The sequence below is a fragment of the Microbacterium hominis NBRC 15708 genome (assembly GCF_001592125.1).
In the GTDB taxonomy this organism is placed as follows: domain Bacteria; phylum Actinomycetota; class Actinomycetes; order Actinomycetales; family Microbacteriaceae; genus Microbacterium; species Microbacterium hominis.
The window spans coordinates 56822-76729 of record NZ_BCWI01000018.1 but is presented as its reverse complement, the minus strand read 5'-3'; the positions used below and the strand labels follow the sequence as shown (position 1 = coordinate 76729).

At 72.2% G+C, this 19908-nt stretch carries 17 protein-coding genes; 9 read left to right on the top strand and 8 right to left on the bottom strand.

Going from position 1 to position 19908, the window contains the following annotated elements; genetic code table 11:
- Window positions 1–72 precede the first annotated feature (72 nt).
- The 3 genes from sufU to MHO01S_RS13295 all read right to left on the bottom strand — a co-directional run bounded on the left by sufU (window position 73) and on the right by MHO01S_RS13295 (window position 3922).
- Complete coding sequence (gene sufU, locus MHO01S_RS13305) at window positions 73–534, bottom strand: Fe-S cluster assembly sulfur transfer protein SufU (protein WP_060960514.1); 462 nt, start codon at window positions 532–534, stop codon at window positions 73–75.
- A gap of 1 nt (window position 535) precedes the next feature.
- Window positions 536–1807, bottom strand: a complete 1272-nt coding sequence (locus MHO01S_RS13300) for a SufS family cysteine desulfurase (protein WP_060960513.1) — start codon at window positions 1805–1807, stop codon at window positions 536–538.
- A gap of 63 nt (window positions 1808–1870) precedes the next feature.
- Window positions 1871–3922 (bottom strand): APC family permease, encoded by a 2052-nt coding sequence (locus MHO01S_RS13295; RefSeq protein WP_060960512.1) that lies wholly within the window; start codon window positions 3920–3922, stop codon window positions 1871–1873.
- Window positions 3923–3994: 72 nt separating this feature from the next.
- Between MHO01S_RS13295 and MHO01S_RS13290 the strand changes: the two genes are divergently transcribed.
- The gene (locus tag MHO01S_RS13290; RefSeq protein WP_060960511.1) at window positions 3995–5110 is read left to right on the top strand and encodes a VanZ family protein; all 1116 of its coding nucleotides are present in this window, start codon (window positions 3995–3997) and stop codon (window positions 5108–5110) included.
- Between the two features lie 46 nt (window positions 5111–5156).
- Here the strand turns inward: MHO01S_RS13290 and MHO01S_RS13285 are convergent, their stop codons facing one another.
- From MHO01S_RS13285 to MHO01S_RS13270, 4 genes are all read right to left on the bottom strand, one after another.
- Window positions 5157–5840, bottom strand: a complete 684-nt coding sequence (locus MHO01S_RS13285; protein ID WP_255266103.1) for a hypothetical protein — start codon at window positions 5838–5840, stop codon at window positions 5157–5159.
- Window positions 5841–6055: 215 nt separating this feature from the next.
- Window positions 6056–7279 (bottom strand): amidohydrolase, encoded by a 1224-nt coding sequence (locus MHO01S_RS13280; protein WP_060960510.1) that lies wholly within the window; start codon window positions 7277–7279, stop codon window positions 6056–6058.
- Window positions 7280–7447: 168 nt separating this feature from the next.
- The gene (locus MHO01S_RS13275) at window positions 7448–8452 is read right to left on the bottom strand and encodes a LacI family DNA-binding transcriptional regulator (RefSeq protein WP_061782432.1); all 1005 of its coding nucleotides are present in this window, start codon (window positions 8450–8452) and stop codon (window positions 7448–7450) included.
- Between the two features lies 1 nt (window position 8453).
- Window positions 8454–10136 carry a glycoside hydrolase family 13 protein gene (locus MHO01S_RS13270; protein ID WP_060960508.1) on the bottom strand — a complete coding sequence of 561 codons (1683 nt, stop codon included), beginning with the start codon at window positions 10134–10136 and terminating at the stop codon, window positions 8454–8456.
- A 508-nt stretch (window positions 10137–10644) separates the two neighbouring features.
- Here MHO01S_RS13270 and MHO01S_RS13265 point away from each other — a divergent pair.
- A complete protein-coding gene (locus tag MHO01S_RS13265; RefSeq protein ID WP_060960218.1) occupies window positions 10645–11163 on the top strand; it encodes an adenine phosphoribosyltransferase in 519 nt (172 codons plus the stop codon).
- A gap of 10 nt (window positions 11164–11173) precedes the next feature.
- Here the strand turns inward: MHO01S_RS13265 and MHO01S_RS13260 are convergent, their stop codons facing one another.
- Window positions 11174–12226 (bottom strand): LacI family DNA-binding transcriptional regulator, encoded by a 1053-nt coding sequence (locus MHO01S_RS13260; RefSeq protein ID WP_061782431.1) that lies wholly within the window; start codon window positions 12224–12226, stop codon window positions 11174–11176.
- A gap of 150 nt (window positions 12227–12376) precedes the next feature.
- On the opposite strand from MHO01S_RS13260, the gene MHO01S_RS13255 reads away from it, so the two are divergent.
- The 7 genes from MHO01S_RS13255 (at window position 12377) to MHO01S_RS16930 (ending at window position 19539) form a co-directional block, all read left to right on the top strand.
- Window positions 12377–13744, top strand: coding sequence for an ABC transporter substrate-binding protein (locus MHO01S_RS13255; protein ID WP_231735142.1), 1368 nt, complete (start codon window positions 12377–12379; stop codon window positions 13742–13744).
- 3 nt (window positions 13745–13747) lie between these two features.
- On the top strand, window positions 13748–14710 hold the full coding sequence (locus MHO01S_RS13250; protein WP_061782430.1) for a carbohydrate ABC transporter permease: 963 nt from the start codon (window positions 13748–13750) through the stop codon (window positions 14708–14710).
- Window positions 14710–15534: a carbohydrate ABC transporter permease gene (locus tag MHO01S_RS13245; RefSeq protein WP_060960215.1), complete on the top strand. Its 825-nt coding sequence runs from the start codon at window positions 14710–14712 to the stop codon at window positions 15532–15534. Before MHO01S_RS13250 ends, MHO01S_RS13245 begins: the two co-directional genes overlap by 1 nt.
- Window positions 15531–16502, top strand: a complete 972-nt coding sequence (locus MHO01S_RS13240; protein WP_061782429.1) for an alpha/beta hydrolase — start codon at window positions 15531–15533, stop codon at window positions 16500–16502. Before MHO01S_RS13245 ends, MHO01S_RS13240 begins: the two co-directional genes overlap by 4 nt.
- A gap of 43 nt (window positions 16503–16545) precedes the next feature.
- Window positions 16546–18027 (top strand): sucrose phosphorylase, encoded by a 1482-nt coding sequence (gene gtfA / locus MHO01S_RS13235; RefSeq protein ID WP_060960214.1) that lies wholly within the window; start codon window positions 16546–16548, stop codon window positions 18025–18027.
- 49 nt (window positions 18028–18076) lie between these two features.
- Window positions 18077–18697, top strand: coding sequence for a hypothetical protein (locus tag MHO01S_RS16935; protein ID WP_255266102.1), 621 nt, complete (start codon window positions 18077–18079; stop codon window positions 18695–18697).
- A 65-nt stretch (window positions 18698–18762) separates the two neighbouring features.
- The gene (locus MHO01S_RS16930; protein WP_255266101.1) at window positions 18763–19539 is read left to right on the top strand and encodes a MinD/ParA family ATP-binding protein; all 777 of its coding nucleotides are present in this window, start codon (window positions 18763–18765) and stop codon (window positions 19537–19539) included.
- The last annotated feature ends 369 nt before the right edge of the window (window positions 19540–19908 follow it).

Genomic DNA, 19908 nt, shown 5'->3' with positions numbered 1-19908 from the left:
CCCCGCCATGCCGCGGGCGGGCCGGCGCGTAGCGGCTCGGCCGCGGCGTAGCGGCTCGGCAAGAAGAGAGGGTCAGGCCTTGGCGATCGCGTCCTCGAGGGCGACCCAGGCGAGCATCGCGCACTTGACGCGCGCGGAGAACTTCGACACCCCCGACAGGGCGGCGGCGTCGCCGTAGACCTCCTCGTCGAGCTCGATCGTGCCGCGCGAGCGCAGTGCCTCGCGGAACCCCTCGACGAGCTGCAGCGCCTCGGCGCGGGTCAGACCCTCCTCCGCGACGAGGTCGGCCAGCATCGAGGCCGACGCCTGGGAGATGGAGCAGCCGCGACCCTCCCACTGCACGTCGGCGATCGTCTCGCCGTCCACGCGGGCGCGGAGGGTGATCTCATCGCCGCAGACGGGGTTCTTCTGGTACGAGGTGCCGATCGTGCCGGCGACGGCGGGCGCATCGCCCTCATCGGCCAGGCCGAAGTGCTGCGGATGCTTGGAGTGATCGAGGATCAGCTCGCGGTAGAGGGCGTCGAGATCGCTCATGTCAGACTCCGAAGTAGGGGCGGATGCCGCCGACGGCCTCGATCAGGCGGTCGACGTCGTCGGTCGTGTTGTACAGCGCCGTGCTCGCGCGCACGCTCGCGGTGACCCCGTAACGGCTGTGCAGGGGCGCGGCGCAGTGATGGCCGACCCGGACGGCGATGCCGAGCGCGTCGAGATACTGCCCGGCGTCGTGCGCGTGCACGCCGTCGACGTCGAACGCCCACAACCCCACGCGCTCCACCCCCGCGGCGTCGCCGAGCAGGCGGATGCCGGGGATCTCCACGAGCCCCGCGCGCATGCGCTCCGCGAGCATGCTCTCGTGGGCATGTATCTGTTCCAGGCCGATGCCGTCGAGGTAGCGCACGGCCGCGGCCAGCCCGATCGCCGGCCCGACGGGCTGCGTGCCCGCCTCGAAGCGCTGCGGCGGCGGCAGGTACTCGGCCCGGTCGAGCGTGACCGTCGTGATCATCGACCCGCCCGTCAGGAACGGCGGCAGCGCCTCGAGCACCGGCGTGCGTCCGTACAGACCGCCGACGCCGTAGGGCCCCAGCATCTTGTGGCCGCTGAAGACCGCGAGGTCCACGCCGAGCGCCGGCAGGTCGAGGGGAAGGTGCGGGGCCGACTGGCAGGCATCCATGACCGTGATCGCGTCCACCGCACGGGCGAGGGCGATCAGCTCGGCCACGGGGTTCACGATGCCGAGCACGTTCGACACGTGCGTGAAGGCGACGACGCGGGTGCGCTCGCCGATGAGGGATGCCGCGGCCTCCAGATCGAGGGTGCCGTCGTCGTGGGCCGGGATGTGGCGGAGCACGGCGCCGGTGCGGGCCGCGAGCTCCTGCCAGGGGATGAGGTTCGCGTGGTGCTCGACGGCCGTCGTGACGATATCGTCGCCGGGGCGGATCAGTCCCGCATTCCCGATCGAGTATGCGACGAGGTTGAGGCCCATGGTCGCCCCGCTCGTCCACACGAGCTGCTCCGGCTGCGCGCCGACGAAGCTCGCCACGGTCGCCCGGGCGTCCTCGAAGAGCTCGGTCGCCTCGGCGGCCAGCGTGTGGGCACCGCGGTGCACGGCGGCGTTCGCGTGGGTGAGGAAGTCGCGCTCCGCGTCGAGCACGGCCAGCGGCTTCTGGCTGGTGGCCGCGGAGTCGAGGTAGGCGAGGGGATGCCCGTTCACCTGCTCGCCGAGGATCGGGAAGTCCCTCTTGATCGCGGAGGCGTCGAGGGCCGCCACGGGTGCGGCGGAAACGGGGGACGCGGTCGCGGAAGTCACCCCTCTAGGCTACGCCCCGGCACAGCGCACGGCTCCGGAGCGCGGCCCGGCCTCGGCCGCCGCTCAGTGGTCGTCGTCCGTGTGGGCGACGAGTCCGTACGAGGTGATGCGCCCGGCGCGGTCGTCGCCCGGCAGCGGCCGCGAACGGCGCCCGTAGATGAGCTCCGACGAGTCCAGCAGCCAGGGCACGAGGGTGATCTGCACGCCGTGCACGAGCATGAGCTGCTGCGCGATGCGGCGCGCCCGCCGGTTGTGGAGGAAGGTCTCCCACCAATGGCCGACGATGTACTGCGGCAGGTAGACGGTGATCACCGACGGGCCGTGCTTCTTGCGGTACTGCTCGATGAACTGCGCGAGCGGTGCCGCGTACTGCCGGTAGGGCGACTCGATCACCAGGAGCGGGATCGGCATCCGGTGGAACTGCCATTCGTCCTGCACGTCACGCGCCTCTTCGGCGGTGACGGCGACATGCACCGCGAGCGTCTTCTCGTGCTTGGCCGACAGCGCGTAGTCGACGGCCTTCGCCGTGGGCTTCTGCAGCTTGCCCACGAGCACGATCGCGACGTCACCGGTCGAGCCGTAGTGCACGTCGTCGTCCATCGCGATCTCGTGCTCGACGTCGCGGTAGTACCGGTGCACGCCGATCATCAGGAAGGACAGCAGCGGGATCGCGATGAAGACGAGGTAGGCGCCGTGCGTGAACTTGGTGATCGTGACGATCACCAGCACGACGATCGTGAACGTCGCGCCCAGCGAGTTGATCAACAGGCCCGACACGGCTTCGCGGCGGGGCTTGACCGCCTTGGGCGAGAGGAGACGCAGCTCCCGGCGCCAGTGCTTCACCATGCCGAGCTGGCCCAGCGAGAACGACACGAACACGCCGATGATGTACAGCTGGATCAGCGTCGTCAGCTTCGCCTGGAAGATCACGAGCACGAGCACGGCGGCCAGCCCGAGCACGATCATCCCGTTGGAGTAGACCAGCCGGTCGCCGCGCGTGTTGAGCGCCTTGGGCGCGTAGCCGTCACGGGCGAGCACCGAGCCGAGCAGCGGGAAGCCGTTGAACGCCGTGTTCGCCGCGAGCAGCAGCACGGCCGCCGTGGCCGCCTGCACGACGTAGAACAGGATGCTGCCGCCGCCGAAGGTGGCCGCGGCCACCTGCGCCATGAGGCTGGGCTGCACGAGCGCCTGGCAGTTGAAGCCGATGAGACGGCAGGGGTCCTCGGAGTAGTGGACCCCGGCGACGAGCGCAAGGATCGTGAGGCCCGCGAACATGGTGATCGCGATCGAGCCCATCAGCACCAGCGTCGTCTGCGCGTTGCGGATCTTCGGCTGGCGGAAGGCGGGCACGCCGTTGGACACCGCCTCGACGCCGGTGAGGGCGGAGCAGCCGCTGGAGAACGCACGCAGCACCAGGAGGATGAGGGCGGCCTGACTCAGATCCTCCGCCTGCACCGCGAACTGGGCGCTCTCGGCGATGGGCGCATCCCCCAGCATCCACCGCACGAGGCCGGTGCCAATCATGAGCATGACCGACCCGATGAACAGGTAGGTGGGGATCGCGAACGCCGTCGAGGCCTCGCGGACGCCGCGGAGGTTGACGAGGATGATCAGGATCACGAAGCCGACGGCCAGCTCCACCCGCCAGGGATCGAGGTTCGGCAGGGCCGAGATGATGTTGTCGACGCCCGAGGCCACCGACACGGCGACCGTGAGGATGTAGTCCACCAGCAGCGCGGCCGCCACCACGACGCCCGCCTTCTCGCCCAGGTTGGTGCGGGCGACCTCGTAGTCGCCGCCGCCGGAGGGGTAGGCCTTGATGAGCTGCCGGTAGCTGAGGACGACGACGATCAGCAGCGCCACGACGGCCGTCGCCACCCACGGGCTGAGCGCGAGGAAGGCCGTCCCGCCGATGAGGAGGATCATCAGCAGCTCCTGCGGGGCGTACGCCACCGAGGACAGGGCGTCGGAGGCGAAGATGGGCAGCGCCATCTTCTTGGGGAGCAGCTGTCCCTCGAGCTCTTCGCTCGTCAGCGGCTCGCCGATCAGGATGCGCTTGGCGATCGGCGTCTCTTCGCCGGGGCCGCGACTGTCGTCTGTCACGGCGGGCGACATTACGCGGTCGCGCGACGCCGCGCAATCCCGGCGTGCGTGAGAATCCGCGCGCGCGGCTGAGAGGATCGGAGCATGGGGAATGAGGTCTACTCCGGTGCGGTCGCGATCGGCATCGGATTCGTCGTCGGGATCGTGCTGTTCGTGCCCTTCGTGGCGCTCAGCTACCGCCGTCGCGGGCGTCTCACCGTCGGCCGTTTCGCGCTGTGGGCGGCCGCCCTCGTCTACTTCTGGGCCATCTGGACGCATACGCTCCTTCCCCTTCCCGACGCCGAGGTGTACGCCTGCGCCGGGGTCAACCTCGATGTCTGGGCGTTCGTCGACGACCTGCGCGGTGCGCGGAGCCTCACCGACTTCGCCGTCCTCCAGCTCGCGCTGAACGTGCTGCTGTTCGCGCCGCTCGGCTTCTTCCTCCGGGTGCTCGGCGGCCGCGGCATCCTCGTGGCCTTCGTCACGGGCGCCCTCGTGTCGTTGACGATCGAGACCACGCAGCTGACCGGCGTGTGGGGGCTGTACCCGTGCGCGTACCGCGTGTTCGACGTCGACGACCTGCTGACCAACACGGTCGGCGCCGTGGTCGGCTCGCTGGTCGGCTTCCTCGTGCCCCGACGCCTGTGGGGCAGCCGGGTGGCGGATGCCGGGTCGCGTCCGCATCCGGTCACGCGCGGGCGGCGACTGCTCGCGATGTTCTGCGACCTGCTGGGAAGCGGCCTCGTCGCCTACGGGTCGGCGATCGCGGTCCAGGTGTTCCTGGAGTACGTCGTGCGCGATCACGCCGCCGTGCTCGACGGCGCCGCGGGCCGCTTCGTCATGACGGCGTCGCCGATCGCGGTCTGGGCCGTCGTGGTGCTCGCGACGGGTCGCACACCCGGTGATCTCGCCGTCGAGCTGCGCTACCGGGGCGGGCCGTTGCCGGCGCCGGTGTCACGGCCGCTGCGCTTCCTGACCGGGATCGGCGGGTACCTCCTGCTCGGGCTGCTGCCCGCGCCCTGGTCGATCGCCCAGTTCGTGTTCGTCGTGGCATCCGTGGTGCTCGTGTTCACCACGCGCGGCGGGCGCGGCCTGCCGGGACTGCTGACCGGCCAGCAGCTCGTCGACGCACGCGAGAGCGGTCGGGCCGGAGAGACGGTCGCGGCGACCGCGCCGGAGGGCTCCTCCGCGGAGGCGGGGCACGGCGCTCCGCAGTCGTGAACGCGCGACGGGACGACCGGACCGGCGGCCGCCCCGTCGGCGGCGGCTACTGCGGCGCGTAGAAGTACAGGATCGTCCCGACGGGGCCGTCCGCGCCGTCGGTGTCGGCGAAGACGCTGTACGACGGCACGCCGTTCTTGAACGAGGACCGCTGCGGGTCGAACCCGAAACGGATGCTGCCGGACGCGCGCGCCGTCTCGCTCGCCGGCGGCGGCGTCAGCGCCCGCACCTGGGCCGCGGTCATGCCGATCTTCAGGCCGAACTCCGCCGTGATCGCGACCCCGTTGACCTCGTTCGCGGTGAACAGCGCGTAGGCGGGCTGCGAGAAGCTCTCGCGCGTGAGCGCCGCGGTCGGCACCATCTCGAACAGCGAGAAGCCGCTCCACGAGTACACCGTGTAGTCCGGCAGGGTCGAGCCGTCGCCGGTCTGCGTCCGCTGGGTGGGCGCGGCTCCGAAGGCCGTCGTCAGCGCGGCGATCGCGGCCGTGGGATCGTCCGCCCACCGGTAGGTGAGCGGGGCCCCCGAGCTCGTCTGCAGCGTGAAGCCGGTGGCCGACAGCGTGAGCCCCAGGGCGGTCGCGTCGGTCGGGCTGGGTGTCGGCGTCGGGGTGGATGCCGGGACCGACGCCGCCGCGGACGAATCGGCGGGCGCGGGACCCGCGGGCTCCGCCGAGTCGGACGGGCGGGTGAGGGCGAAGCCGAGCACCGCCACCACGGCGACGGCCAGCACGCCCGCGACGATGCCGAGGACGAGCGTGCCGCGCGATCGGCCGTCACTCGGATCGCGCGGTTCGCGCGGCGGTTTCGGTTCGCGCGGCGGGCGCGGTTCGCGCGGGGGCTTCGGTTCGCGAGGCGGCTTCGGCTCGCGCGGGGGTTTCGGCTCGCGCCCCGCCGGTGACGGTCGTTCCGGCTCGTCCGGCTGAGGGCCGAAGAGGTCTTCGAGGCTCATCCGAGGAACTCCCGGGCGGCGACGACGAGCGCGTCCACCCCGCGCTCGATGGTGGGGTGCAGCAGCGGCGCGAAGAACGGCGAGTGGTTGGTGGGGATGTCCTCGTTGACGGTGCCGCGGGCCACGGCATCCGCGAACTGCTGGGGGTCGAGCCCGCCCCAGAACCAGTACACGAGCGGCACGTCCGCTTCGCGGGCGAACCACGAGACGTCCTCGCTGCCGGTGAACATGCCGGGGTCGACGACCGTGCCCTCGCCGAAGGCGCGGTCCCAGGCGGCGGTCAGGCGCGCGGTGGCGTCGTGGTCGTTGATCGTCGGCGGGAGCGAGTGGTCGGTCGTGATGACCGGCTCCTGCTCCGCTCCGGATGCCGCGGCCTCCGCCCGCACGATGCGCTCCACCCGTGCCAGCACATCGGCGCGCGCCTCATCGTCGGGGTAGCGCAGGCTCAGCTCGAGCTTCGCCTCGGCGGGGATGATGTTGTTCTTCAGGCCGGCGTGGATCGAGCCGACGGTGACGACGGCCATCTCCCGCGGATCGATCTCGCGCGACACGATGGTCTGCAGGCGCATGACGGTCGCCGCCGCCATGACGACCGGGTCGATCGTGGCGTGGGGGCGCGACCCGTGGCCGCCGCGTCCGAGGAGGCGCACCGTCAGGCCGTCGGAGGCGGCCATCTGCGTTCCCGGGCGCACGCCGATGGTGCCCGCGGGCAGCGGCGTGAGGTGCTGGCCGAGCACGATGTCGGGCTTCGGGAAGCGATCGAGCACGCCGTCGGCGATCATCGCCTGCGCCCCGGCGCCGTACTCCTCCGCGGGCTGGAACACGGCGACGACCGTTCCCGACCACTCGTCGCGCGTCGCGGCGAGCCGCTCCAGCGCCCCCAGCAGCGCGGTCACGTGCATGTCGTGTCCGCACGCGTGCATGACCGGCACCTCGGTGCCCGCCGGGTCGACGCCGCGGGCCGTGCTCGCGTACGCGAGTCCGGTCTGCTCGGCGACGGGCAGGCCGTCCATGTCGGCGCGCAGCCACACGACCGGGCCCTCGCCCGCGCCGGTGCCGGTGATGCTCGTCGCGACGCCGGTCGTGCCCAGGCCCTCGACGTAGTCGAGCCCGAGCGCCGTCAGCTCGCGCGTGATGACGCCCGCGGTGCGGGTCTCCTGGAAGGACAGTTCCGGGTGGCGGTGCAGGTCGATGTAGAGGGCTTCGAGGTCGATGCTCATGCCATCGAGAGTACGCGGCGTCACGTTGCGGCATGCCCATGCCGTATTCAGTCTGGGCGGCCGCGGCATCCGGCACGGCCCGCGTCGTTCCGCGGCACGGGCGTCGAGCGGCCGCGGCGGAGACGGAATACGGAACAGGGAACACGGCGCGCGCGCCGGCCGGGCCGGTCAGCGAGGCGGCGCGGTGGAACCCCGGGCGACGAGCTCGAAGGGCAGGGATGCCGAGGGCATCGGCACCCCGTCGACGCCGAGGGCCGCGAGAACCGCCTGACCGGCCCGCTCGCCCTGGGCATGCGGGAACTGCGCGATCGTGGTCAGGTCGAACAGGCTCCCCAGCTCGTGCCCGTCGACGCCGATGACCGAGAGCCGGCCGGGCACCTCGATGCCCAGCTCGCGGGCCGCGGAGAGGACGCCGTACGCCATCTCGTCGGACGCGGCGAAGATCGCCGTGGGCGCGTCGGGGCCCGCGAGGAGATCGCGCGCGACGCGCCGCGCGCCGTCGACGGTGAAGTCGGCCGCGACGAAACGGGGCGCGGTGACCCCGGCATCCGTCATCGCCTGTGCGAACCCGCGACGCCGCCGGGTGGGGATGTCGAGCGTCTCGCCCGCATCCTCGGGCAGGCTCCAGCCGAGGTGCACGATGTCGCGGTGCCCGAGCGCGAGCAGGTGCGCCGTCGCGAGCCGGCCCACCGCCGTGTCGTCGACCCGCAGTCCGTTCAGCTCGGCGTGCGGCACGCCGAGCCCCACGACCGGCACGGGCAGCTCGTCGAGCTGACGCAGCTCGTCGGCGCTCAGCTCCACCGACAGCACGATCAGGCCGTCGACGCGGCGCCGCCGCAGCGACGTCTCGAACAGGTTGCGCCGCTGGGCGGGGTCGTCGGTGAGGTTGTAGAGCGTCATGTCGTAGCCGCGGGGCGCGAGCTGCGCGGCGATGCCGTCGAGCACCGTCGCGAAGAACCAGCGATCCAGCAACGGCACGATCACGCCGATGTTCTCGGCGCGCCCCGAGGCGAGCGTGGATGCCGCGGCCGACACGACATACCCGAGATCGGCGGCCGCGGCCCGCACGCGTGCGCGGGTCGCCTCGGACAGCCGGCCCCGGCCGCTGAGGGCGCGCGACACCGTCGCCGTGGAGACGCCGGCGGCGCGCGCGACCTCCTCGATGCCGGTCATGTCAGTCCGTGAGCATCCACACCGCGACATCGGCGGGAAGCTCCGCGCCGTCGAACGGCTCGCTGGCGACCAGCACCGTGCCCGACGGCAGGGCGACCGGGGAGGTGCCGGCATTGGCGATGACGGTGACCGCGCCCGAGCGGAACGCGACCACGTCGTCGCCGTAGCCGTCCAGCCACTCGAGGCTCGCCCCGCCGAGGCCCTCCGCGCGTCGCGTCGCGAGCAGCGTGCGGTACAGCCACAGCGTCGAATCGGGGTCGCCCTCCTGGACATCGCGGGCGAGCGTGGCCCACTCGGCGGGCTGCGGCAGCCACGACTGTCCGTCGGGGCTGAAGCCGTAGGCCGGGGCATCCGCCGTCCACGGGATCGGCACGCGGCATCCGTCGCGGCCGTAGCGCTCGCCGTCGGTGCGGAACCACGTCGGGTCCTGCCGCGACTCCGGCGGCAGCGCGATGACCTCGGGAAGACCCAGCTCCTCGCCTTGGTAGAGGTACGCGGAGCCCGGAAGCGCCAGCATGACCGCCGTCGCCGCGCGGGCACGGCGCAGCCCCACCTCGGGGATCGGCTGACCGGGGGAGTCGGGACCGATGCCGTGGCCCTGCGGGTTCTCGGCGGTCAGCGCGAGCCGCGACGCGTGGCGCACGACGTCGTGGTTGGAGAGCACCCAGGTCGCCGGGGCGCCGACCGCGGGGAACGCGCGCAGCGACTCGGAGATGACTTCGCGGATGGCCGCGGCATCCCACTCGGTCATCAGATAGGGGAAGTTGAACGCCTGGTGCATCTCGTCGGAGCGCACCCACTCCGCCGTGCGGTCGACGGTCGGCAGCCATGCCTCGGCGCAGAGGGCGCGGTCGCCGTCGTAGGCTGCGAGCACGCGATGCCAGTCGCGGTAGATCTCGTGCACGCCGTCCTGCCCCCAGTAGGGCACGTCCTCGTCGGAGCCGCCCATGCTGTCGGCATCCACGGCGGGCAGGTGGTCGGGCAAGCCGTCGGACTTGACCAGACCGTGCGCCACGTCGACGCGGAAGCCGTCGACGCCGCGGTCGAGCCAGAACCGCAGGATGCCGCGGAACTCCTCCTGCACCTCGGGGTTGGACCAGTCGAAGTCGGGCTGGCTCGTGTCGAACAGGTGCAGGTACCACTGGCCCGGCGTGCCGTCGGCCTCGGTGACGCGGGTCCAGGCGGGGCCGCCGAAGACCGACTCCCAGTTGTTCGGGGGCAGCTCCCCGTTCTCGCCCTTGCCGTCGCGGAACAGATAGCGGGCGCGCGCCGCACTGCCGGGGGCCGCGGCGAGCGCCTCCTGGAACCAGACGTGCCGGTCGGAGCTGTGGTTGGGCACCAGGTCGACGATCACGCGGATGCCGCGGTCGTGCGCGGCGGCCAGCATGGCGTCGAAGTCGGCGAGCGTGCCGAACAGCGGGTCGACGTCGCGGTAGTCGGCGACGTCGTAGCCGGCATCCTTCTGCGGCGAACGGTAGAAGGGGCTCAGCCACACGGCGTCCACGCCGAGCGCGCGCAGGTCGTCGAGGTGCGCGGTCACGCCGGGAAGGTCGCCGATGCCGTCGCCGGACGCATCGGCGAACGACCGCGGGTAGATCTGGTAGATCACCGCGGTGCGCCACCATTCGGCGCCCGGGCGGCTCTCGCCGATGTCGGGAAGGGAGGAGGTCAGCTGCGACGTCATGCGCACCAGGATAGCGCAAGCGCTTGCGCACGGGGTCACGGGGCGCGGGCCATGGGTCGCGGGTCACGGGTCATGGGTCGCGCGGCGGCCAACTGCCGGGTCGATTGCCCGGCGGCCGCGCCGGCCCACCGTGACGAGCGTCGGAGATCCGCCGCCGGTCGCCGTCGGCACGGCGCCACCCGGCCCGGGGTCGACCGGAACTCCGACGTTCGTCACGCGCCCCGCCCCGCGGCCCCCGACTAACCCGGCGCCCCGCCGCGCCCCCGACAAACCCGGGCCGCGCCGGCCGGCCCCGTGACGAGCGTCGGAGATCCGCCGCCGGCCGCCGCCGACACGGCGCCACCCGGCCCGGGCCCGACCGGAATTCCGACGTTCGTCACGCGCCGCGCCACGGCCCCCGACTAACCCGGCGCCCGGCCCGCCCCGCCCCGCCCCGCCGCGGCCCCCGACTAACCCGGGCCGCGCCGCCGAGCGCGGGGCCGCGCGTACCGGCGGCTAGCCTTGACCGGTGACTTCCGAGGCTCTCGCCCACGCCGAATCGCTCATCGCCGGCATCCCCGACTTCCCCGAACCGGGGGTGCTGTTCCGCGACATCTCGCCGCTGCTGGCCGACGCGGTCGCCTTGCGCACGGTGGTGGATGCCGTCGTGGAGCCGTTCGCGGGGCGCTTCGACGTCGTCGCGGGCATCGAGGCCCGCGGTTTCATGCTCGCCGGAGCCGTTGCGATCGCGGCCGGCGTCGGTATGGCGCCGATCCGGAAGGCGGGGAAGCTGCCCCGTCCCGCGGCGTCGGTCGCCTACGCGCTCGAGTACGGCACGGCCGAGATCGAGATGAGCGCCGACCTCGCCCCGGGAACGCGCGTGCTGCTCGTCGACGACATCCTCGCGACCGGCGGCACCCTCCGCGCGGGGCAGCAGCTCCTGGACGAGCTGGGGCTGCAGCTGGCGGGAACCGCCGTGCTCATGGAGCTGGTCGAGCTCGGCGGCCGCGAGGTCTGCGGCCCGGTCCACTCGGTGTTCCGGGTCTGAGGTCCCCCGGTCAGCCGCGCTCGGCGACCGACTCGCGCGTGCGCAGCGGCAGCGGGATCAGGTGCACGGCCGCGCCGGGGCCCGCGGCCTCGTCCCCGTCGTCGCGGGCGCGCTCGATCAGGTCGATGAGCTCGTCGGTCGCCCGCCGGCCGAGCGCCCGCTGCGGAAACGCGAACGTCGTGAGCCCGGGTCGCAGCCAGCGCGCGAACGGGGTGTCGTCGAACGACAGCACCGACACGTCGTCGGGCACCCGTACCCCGGCCTCCTGCAGCGCCTGGTACGCGCCCATCGCGAGCCGGTCGTTGAAGCACAGCAGGGCATCGGCGGGCTCGCCCCGTTCGACGAGCGCCGTGGACAGGCGGAAGCCCTCGGGCGGCAGCCACTGGCTGGCCGGCTGAGCGGATGCCACGCGCAGCCCCTCCTCGGCCAGCACGTCCAGCACGCCGCGCAGGCGCTGCGCGGCGGCGAGGGCGAACGGGTGCGCGTGCGCCGGGTCGTCCCCGACGCCGATGAGGTGGATGCGGCGGTGGCCCGTGTCGACCAGCAGCCGCGCCGCCTCGCGGCCGGCGCGGTACTCGTCGGGCAGCACCTGCACGAGATCGGTCTCGCCGTCGGGCTCGATGTTGAGCAGCACCGTCGGCATCCGCGTCGCGGCGGTGGGGATCGTGCGGGCGTGGGTGAGCATGGTGGCGAGCACGATGCCGTCGACCTGGCGGTCGAACATCGCGTCGAGCAGGTCGCGTTCGAGCTGGCCGTCGCCGCCCGTCTCGCCGACGAAGACCATGTAGCCCCGGGCGCGGGCGGCCTCGATGGCGCCGCGGATCATCTCGCCGGCCAGCTGCGACGACGCGACCGAGTCCGAGACGAAGCCGAGCGTGCGCGTGGAGCCGGTGCGCAGGCCGGCCGACAGCGCGTTCGGCCGGTACCCGAGCCGGCGGGCCGCCTCGCGCACGCGCTCCTGCGCCGTGGCGGAGATGCGCAGCTCGTCGGCGCGGCCCGCCAGCACGAGCGAGGCCGTGGATGCCGCGACCCCCGCCTCCTGTGCGACCTGCGACAGGGTCACCCGTTTCCTGACCACGCGGTCCTCCCTGATTCCGTCGTCGGCGTCCCCGGTTCGATGAGGGGGTTGCGCGCGTCGATCTCCGCTAGTACGTTTTAGCACGCGAGCTGAATCGGTATAGCAGCAAACTCCATCCTCGCACCGAGAAACTGCATGGAAAGGCAGACAATGATGTCGAACACGAAGCACCTGCGCGCCTCCGCTGTCGTCGCCACGACCGTGATCGCAGGAGTGGCCCTCACCGCCTGCGCTCCTCCCGGGGCCGACACCTCCAGCACCCAGGCGCCGACCGGTGCCGTGACCCTGAGCTGTGGAACCGATCCGGTCACCCTCAGCGCGTACGTCGAGACCGGATTCCCGCTGTTCAACGACCTCACGGCGGAGTTCACCAAGCAGTTCCCGAACGTCACGTTCGACACGCGTGAAGACCAGTTCGCGGTCATCACGCAGAACGCCCCGCGTGTGCTCGTCGACTCGCCGCCGGACATCATGCGCCTGCCCACGATCGTCGACCTCGTGAACGACAACCTGCTCTACAACCTCGACGGCTACGCCAAGGGCTACGGGTGGGACCAGTGGCCGTCGTCGCAGCTCGAGCAGCTGCGGGTCAACGACAAGGGTCAGCGCGGCGACGGCTCCCTCTACGCGATGGGCGTCAACTACTCGGTCACCGGGGTCTTCTACAACAAGAAGCTCGCCGCGCAGATCGGCATGACCTCCGCCCCGACGACGCTCGACGAGTTCGACTCCTACCTGAAGAAGGCGAAGGATGCCGGGATCACGCCGATCGCGCAGTTCAACGGCGGAGCGACCGGCGGTCTCGCCTTCCCGCTCCAGGCGCTGATGGCCAGCTATGGCAAGCCGAGCGCGATCAACGACTGGATCTTCCTCAAGGACGACGCCACGATCGACACCCCGGAGAACGTCAAGGCCGCGGAGCACCTCGACTCGTGGATCACGGCGGGCTACTTCGCCGACGACGCCAACTCGATGGACTACTCCCAGATGATCAGCCGCTTCACGAGCGGCCAGAGCCTGTTCATCTTCGACGGCGACTGGGAGTCGGGCAACTTCGACACCCAGATGCCCGGCGACGTGGGCTTCTTCCTGTCGCCCCCGCTCGAGGCGGGCGGCCAGAACGGCGCCATGTCGGCTCCGCTCACCTACGGCGTGTCGGCGAAGGCCGCGCACCCCGACTGCGCCGCGTTCTTCTTCAACTGGGTCGCGACGAACGAGACGGCGCGCACCATCGCGGTGGAGAAGGGCGGATCGCACCCCATGGGTCCCGCCGACGCCTTCATGCCCGCCGTCAAGGAGGGCACCGTGACGGCCGAGACCCTGGCCGCGGGCGCGCAGCTCTCGCAGAACAACGGTTCGATGGACTTCATCGCCAACGCCACGGGCTCGATCTACGCGAAGAGCCTCACGCCGAACCTGCAGGAGCTGTTCGCGGGCAAGCAGACCCCGGCGGGCCTTCTGACCCAGGTGCAGACCGACTATCTGAGCAGCAAGAAGGGCTGACCCATGAGCACGTCCACGCAGCCCGGGCAGGCCCGGGCTGCGCGGGACCGTGCGGCCGCCCCGGCCCGCGACCACCGCGCTCGACGCGCGCGGTGGTCGCGGGAGGCGGTTGTCGGTCTCGCGCTGATCGCACCCGCCTTCGTCTTCTACGCGCTCTTCGTGCTCGTGCCGCTCGCCTCGACGGTGCAGTACTCGTTTTACGACTGGAACGGGGTCACGACCGCCACGTGGGCGGGGCTCGACAACTACGTGCGCATCTTCACCGACGCGCAGCTGCTCGGACCCATCGTCAACGCGCTGACGCTCATCCTGTACTTCTCGATCATCCCGGTGACCGTCGGGCTCGTCGCCGCCGCGCTGATCCGCAAGCTCGGGGGCAGTCGGCTGGCCTCCGTGTCGCGCACCGTCCTGTTCCTCCCGCAGGTCATCCCGCTGGTCGCCGCCGGCATCATGTGGACGTGGCTGCTGGCCGCCGACGGTGCGGTCAACCAGTTCCTCAGCGCGATCGGGCTCGGCGGGATCACCCGCGCGTGGCTCGGCGACTTCGACACCGCTCTGCCCGCCGTCGGCGTGATCGGCGCGTGGGTCTCGCTCGGCCTGTGCATGCTGCTGCTGCTCGCCGGCATGACCAAGATCGATCCCGCCCTCTACGAGGCCGCGCGCATCGACGGCGCGGGGCCCATCCGCGAGTTCTTCACGGTGACCCTGCCCGCCATCCGGCAGGAGCTCGGCGTCGCGGTGCTCATCACCGTCATCGGGGCCCTGCGCAGCTTCGACATCATCTACATCTCCACCCAGGGCGGCCCCGGCCGCAGCACGATGGTGCCGGGTCTGGAGATCTACTACCTCGCGTTCTTCGAACGGCAGGTCGGCCAGGCCTCCGCCCTCGCGGTCGTGCTCACCCTGCTCGTGCTCGCCGTCGTGCTGCCGCTGAACAAGCTCACCCGCGGAAAGGACGAGAGCTGATGAAGACCTCCGCCGTCGAGGTGTGGACCGGCCGCCTCCTGCTCATCGTCGTCATGGCGCTGACGATCATCCCGTTCATCTCGCTGTTCGTGACCGCGCTGCACGCCCCCGGGACCTACCCGGCGGGGCTGTCCTGGCCCGACGAGCCGCACTGGGACAACTTCCTCCTCGCGTTCCAGTCGGCCGACATGCTGAAGATGCTGGGCTCCAGCATCCTCATCGAGCTCGGCGTCGTGCCCGTGAGCCTGTTCGCCGCGACGCTCGCCGGCTTCGCGCTCGGGCACCTCAAGGTGCCGCTGTCGCGCACCCTCTTCGTCGTGTTCGTGCTGGGACTGACCCTCCCGATCGAGGGCATCATCGTGCCGATCTACTACCAGATCCGCGGCTACGGGCTCCTCAACACCCAGTGGGCGATCGTCCTGCCGCTGATCGGTCTGTTCATGCCGTTCGCCGTCATGTGGATGCGGGCGCACTTCGTCAACATGCCCCACGAGCTGACCGAGGCCGCCCGCACCGACGGCGCCAGCACCTGGCAGCTGTTCTGGCGCATCCACGTGCCGCTGTCGGGTCCGGCGATCTCCTCGCTCGCGATCCTGCTGTTCCTGTGGACGTGGAACCAGTTCCTCCTCGCGATCGTGCTCGTCGACGACCCGACCAAGCGGACGATGGCCGGTGCCCTCGGCGCGTTCCAGGGTCAGTGGGGCACCGACATCCCGCTGCTGTGCGCCGGGTCGATCCTGATCCTGCTGCCGACCCTGATCGTGTTCTTGGTGTTCCAGCGGCAGTTCGTCGCGGCGCTGCTCCAGGGTGCGGTGAAGGGATGACGCCGCCGCCGTCGGCCCGCCCGCGGCCGCCGCTCGACCCGGGTGTCGCCCGCGCCTTCGACGAGCTCGACGACATCGTCGTCTCGATCACCCCCGACGACATCGTGCGGGTGCGCGAGAGCGCGACGGTGGCGCCGATGACGGACCTCACGCAGCACGGAGCGTTCACGCGCACCGCGCGCACGATCCCGGGCGCGGCGGGCGAGGTGGCCGTCGTGGTCTCGCTGCCGGTGGAGTGCCCCCGCCCGGTACCCGTGCTGCTGCACCTGCACGGCGGCGGCCTCGTGTCGGGCACCCCCGATTCGGAGATGCCCGCCGTGACCGCGATGGCCGACCGCGTCGGCTGCGCCGTGGTGTCGGTCGACTACCGGCTCGCTCCCGAGCACCCCTTCCCCGCCGCGCTCGACGACGCCATGGCCGCCCTGCGGTGGCTGGCCGGTCCCGACGCGCCCGCGCAGATCGACCCCGACCGCATCGTCCTCACCGGGGTGAGCGCCGGGGCGGGCCTCGCGGCGGCGCTCGCACTGTACGCCCGCGACCACGGCGGTCCCCGGCCGGCCGGCCTGCTGCTGCAGGCGCCGATGCTCGACCACCGGTCGGCGTCGGCCTCGGCGATCCAGATGGCGGGCCACGGGTCGTGGGACCGCGCGGCCAACGAGGTCGCCTGGGCCGCGTACCTCGGCCGCGCCGACGGAGCCGGGCGCGTGTCGGCCTACGCCTCGCCCGCGCTCGCCGACGACCTCGCGGGTCTGCCGCCGACCTTCATCGACGTCGGCTCCGCCGAGACCTTCCGCGACGAGTGCGTCGCGTTCGCCGATGCCATCTGGCGCGCGGGGGGCGACGCGGAGCTGCACGTGTGGCCGGGCGGCACGCACGCGTTCGACCTCATGGCGCCGTGGCTGCCGCTGTCGCGCGAAGCCCGCCGCGCACGGCGCGCGTGGCTGCGACGTCTCCTCCGGCGCGCGTAGGCGCTCCGCATCCCACCTGAGAACCCAGAGAGAGAACCCCGTCATGAACGGCACGCCCCCGCAGCTGATCACCTACGTCGACCGCCTCGCCGGAACCGTCGCCGGCGTGCAGGAGATGCTCGACACGCGACTGTCGGGGATGTTCGGCGGCATCCACCTCCTGCCCTACTTCACCCCGTTCGACGGCGTCGACGCGGGCTTCGACCCCCGCGACCACACCCGCATCGATCCGCGGCTGGGCACGTGGGACGACGTCCGCGCGCTCAGCGGCGACGCCGTCGTGATGAGCGACGTGATCGTCAACCACGTCTCGGCCGACTCCGACGCCTTCCTGGACGTGCGCCGTCGCGGCGACGCCTCGCCCTGGGCGCCGATGTTCCTCACGCTCGACGCCGTCTTCCCGGACGGCGCCCGCGAGGACGACCTGGCCCGCATCTACCGCCCGCGGCCCGGCCTGCCGTTCACCGTGATGGAGCTGGGCGGGCGCAAGCGTCTCGTCTGGACGACCTTCACCGCCGACCAGGTCGACATCGACCTGCGCACCGAGGTCGCCTGGGACTACCTCACCTCGGTGCTCGACGCGCTCGGCGCCGCCGGTGTCACGATGCTGCGCCTGGATGCCGTGGGCTACACGGGTAAGGAAGCGGGCACCGACTGCTTCATGACGGCATCCACCGATCGGTACACGCGGCGCATCCTCGAGCTCGCCCACGACCGCGGCATCCGGGTGCTGCTCGAGGTGCACGGCCACTTCACGCAGCAGATCGACATCGCCCGCGGCGTGGACTACGTCTACGACTTCGCGCTGCCGCCGCTGCTGCTGCACGCTCTGCACGCGCACGACCTGCGTCCCCTCGCGCAGTGGCTCGACGTGCGCCCCGCCAACACGATCACGGTGCTCGACACGCACGACGGCATCGGCATCGTCGACGTGGGCGAGAGCGACCTGAAGCCGGGGGTCCCGGGGCTGCTCGCGCCGGCGCAGATCGACGCGCTCGTCGAGGCGATCCACGACGCGAGCGGCGGCACGAGTCGCCTCGCGACGGGAGCCGCGGCATCCAACCTCGACCTGTACCAGGTGAACTGCACCTACTACGACGCCGTGGGCGCCGACGACCGCGCCTACCTGCTCGCCCGACTCGTCCAGCTCATGGTGCCCGGCATCCCGCAGGTGTACTACGTGGGACTGTTCGCGGGCCGCAACGACGTCGAGCTGCTGCGTGCGACGGGGGTCGGCCGCGACGTGAACCGCCACCACTACACCGCCGACGAGATCGACCTCGAGCTCGAACGCCCCGTCGTGCGGGCGCTGGGGGAGCTGCTGCGTCTGCGGGCGGCCCATCCCGCCTTCGACGGCACGTTCACGGCCGACCTCGCCGACACCCGTGGCCTGCTCCGGTGGGAGCATGGCCTCCATCGTGTGACCGTGGAGCTCGACGTCGCAGAGCGCAGCTTCACGCTGACGGCGACCGACGGGGATGCCGACTGGCGACGCACCGTCGACGAGCTGCTCGCCGGGGCGTGAGAGCCCCCTTCCCGGGTGTTGTGCGGGCGTCGATGGGATACTCGTAGGCGTGACCTACGAACCGACCGTCCTCGTCACCTCGCAGACCGCCGCCGAGATCCATCTCGCCGGTGAGGTCGACGAGGTCTTCGCCTCGACGCAGGAAGGGCTGCGCAGTCGCATCGTGGAGTCCATCCGCCTGATGGCCGCGTCGGCCGGCGAGCCGGTGACCGCCACCGTCGTCGACGGCGCCACGCGGTGGGCGCTCGTCGTCAGCCCCGACGGCAGCTTCACGGAGGCCACGGCCCCGGCTGTGGTTTCCACTCCGGCGGCTGCGGCTTCGGTTTCCGCTCCGGCCGCGACCCCCGGGGCCGAGGACGTCTCCTCCGTCGCGGCATCCTCGGTCGCCGCCCCCATCTCGGCGGTGCCGCTGTCGACGGCCGCTGCCGCGGTCGCGGAGTCGGTTACGGCGGAGACCGCCGCGGAGCCCGTGGCCGCCGCCCCGGCGACGTCGGCGACGACCGCCGTTGCGACGGCGACGGTCGACGGACCGCTGCGCAGCGGTGCGACGCGGCGGGAGGGCGCTCAGCGCAGCGCGCGACGCCGACGGTCGACGACCTGCTCAACTCCCGAGCCGATCGGGCGCGGCCGCGTGCGACCGAGGGCTGGCGCGGCGCGATCCGGCGTCTGACCGGCGGTGCGATCTCCCCGCGGCCCGGAAAGGCGGAGCAGTCGCGGCTGGATCGCGAGCGCCTCGTGCAGCGACGGCTCGACGCGCCGCGCACGATCGTCGTCCTCAACCCCAAGGGCGGTGCGCACAAGACGACGTCGACGCTGCTGCTCGCCGCCACCTTCGGCACCCAGCGCGGCGGTGCGACCCTCGCGTGGGACAACAACGAGACCCGGGGCACGCTCGGCTGGCGCGCGCAGCACGCCCCCCACCACCGCACGGCCGTCGACCTGCTCGACGACCTCGACCGCTTCACGACGCCCGACCGTGCCAGCCTCGCCGCCCTCGACACCTACGTGCGCACGCAGGTCGACGCGCGGTTCGATGTGCTGGCGTCCGACGAGGATGCCGCGGCATCCTCGACCATCGACGCCGCCGGATTCGATCGCCTGCACGACGTGCTGTCGCGCTACTACCGCCTGCTGATCGTCGACACCGGCAACAACATGCGCGCGTCGAACTGGGTCGCGGCCGTCGCCGCCGCCGACCAGCTCGTCATCGTCTCGACCGTGCGCGAGGACACGGCGGCCAGCGCCGCGTGGCTCCTCGACGGCCTGCGCGAGAAGGGCTTCGATCACAAGATCGACGAGGCGGTGACGATCCTCGCCGCCCCGTCTGCGAAGCCCGACCGCAAGCTCGCCGACCGCCTCGAGCGCCACTTCGCGCAGGTGACCGCCGAGGTCGTGCACGTGCCGTTCGACGCCGCCCTGGTCGACGGCGGCCCGATCGACTTCGACGCGCTCTCGCCCGAGAGCCGCGACGCGTGGCTCACCGTCGCGGCCTCCATCGCCCGCCGCCTCTGACCCCTCCGCGCGCTGCGGCGCGCTGCGTGCGCAACTGCAAGGCCGCAGCCGCGACACCCCGCGCCGGTGGCCCTGCGCGGCGGCGTGTCGCGCGGCATCCCTTGCAGTTCGGTCGAGGCGGATGCCGCGGGTGAGCCCGGATGCCGCGGCACGACCGGTCGGTGACTCGTTCGCGTCCTCGGCGCCTGCGAACCACTCAGACTGGGTCCGCCCCGCCCCGCCCCACCCCGCCGCCCGCCAACATGCGCAACTGCAAGGCCCCAGCGGCGGCACCCCGCGCGGGTGGCCCTGCACGGCGGCGTGTCGCGCGGCATCCCTTGCAGTTCGGTCGGGAGAGGGTGATGGCGGATGCCGCCGCATCGAGCGGAT

Excerpts from the sequence above, each read along its gene's own strand:
- sufU (WP_060960514.1), bottom strand. The coding sequence starts at position 534 with ATGAGCGATCTCGACGCCCTCTACCGCGAGCTGATCCTCGATCACTCC.
- MHO01S_RS13295 (WP_060960512.1), bottom strand. The coding sequence starts at position 3,922 with ATGTCGCCCGCCGTGACAGACGACAGTCGCGGCCCCGGCGAAGAGACG.
- MHO01S_RS13290 (WP_060960511.1), top strand. The coding sequence starts at position 3,995 with ATGGGGAATGAGGTCTACTCCGGTGCGGTCGCGATCGGCATCGGATTC.
- MHO01S_RS13280 (WP_060960510.1), bottom strand. The coding sequence starts at position 7,279 with ATGAGCATCGACCTCGAAGCCCTCTACATCGACCTGCACCGCCACCCG.
- MHO01S_RS13275 (WP_061782432.1), bottom strand. The coding sequence starts at position 8,452 with ATGACCGGCATCGAGGAGGTCGCGCGCGCCGCCGGCGTCTCCACGGCG.
- MHO01S_RS13270 (WP_060960508.1), bottom strand. The coding sequence starts at position 10,136 with ATGACGTCGCAGCTGACCTCCTCCCTTCCCGACATCGGCGAGAGCCGC.
- MHO01S_RS13255 (WP_231735142.1), top strand. The coding sequence starts at position 12,377 with ATGGAAAGGCAGACAATGATGTCGAACACGAAGCACCTGCGCGCCTCC.
- MHO01S_RS13250 (WP_061782430.1), top strand. The coding sequence starts at position 13,748 with ATGAGCACGTCCACGCAGCCCGGGCAGGCCCGGGCTGCGCGGGACCGT.
- MHO01S_RS13245 (WP_060960215.1), top strand. The coding sequence starts at position 14,710 with ATGAAGACCTCCGCCGTCGAGGTGTGGACCGGCCGCCTCCTGCTCATC.
- MHO01S_RS13240 (WP_061782429.1), top strand. The coding sequence starts at position 15,531 with ATGACGCCGCCGCCGTCGGCCCGCCCGCGGCCGCCGCTCGACCCGGGT.
- gtfA (WP_060960214.1), top strand. The coding sequence starts at position 16,546 with ATGAACGGCACGCCCCCGCAGCTGATCACCTACGTCGACCGCCTCGCC.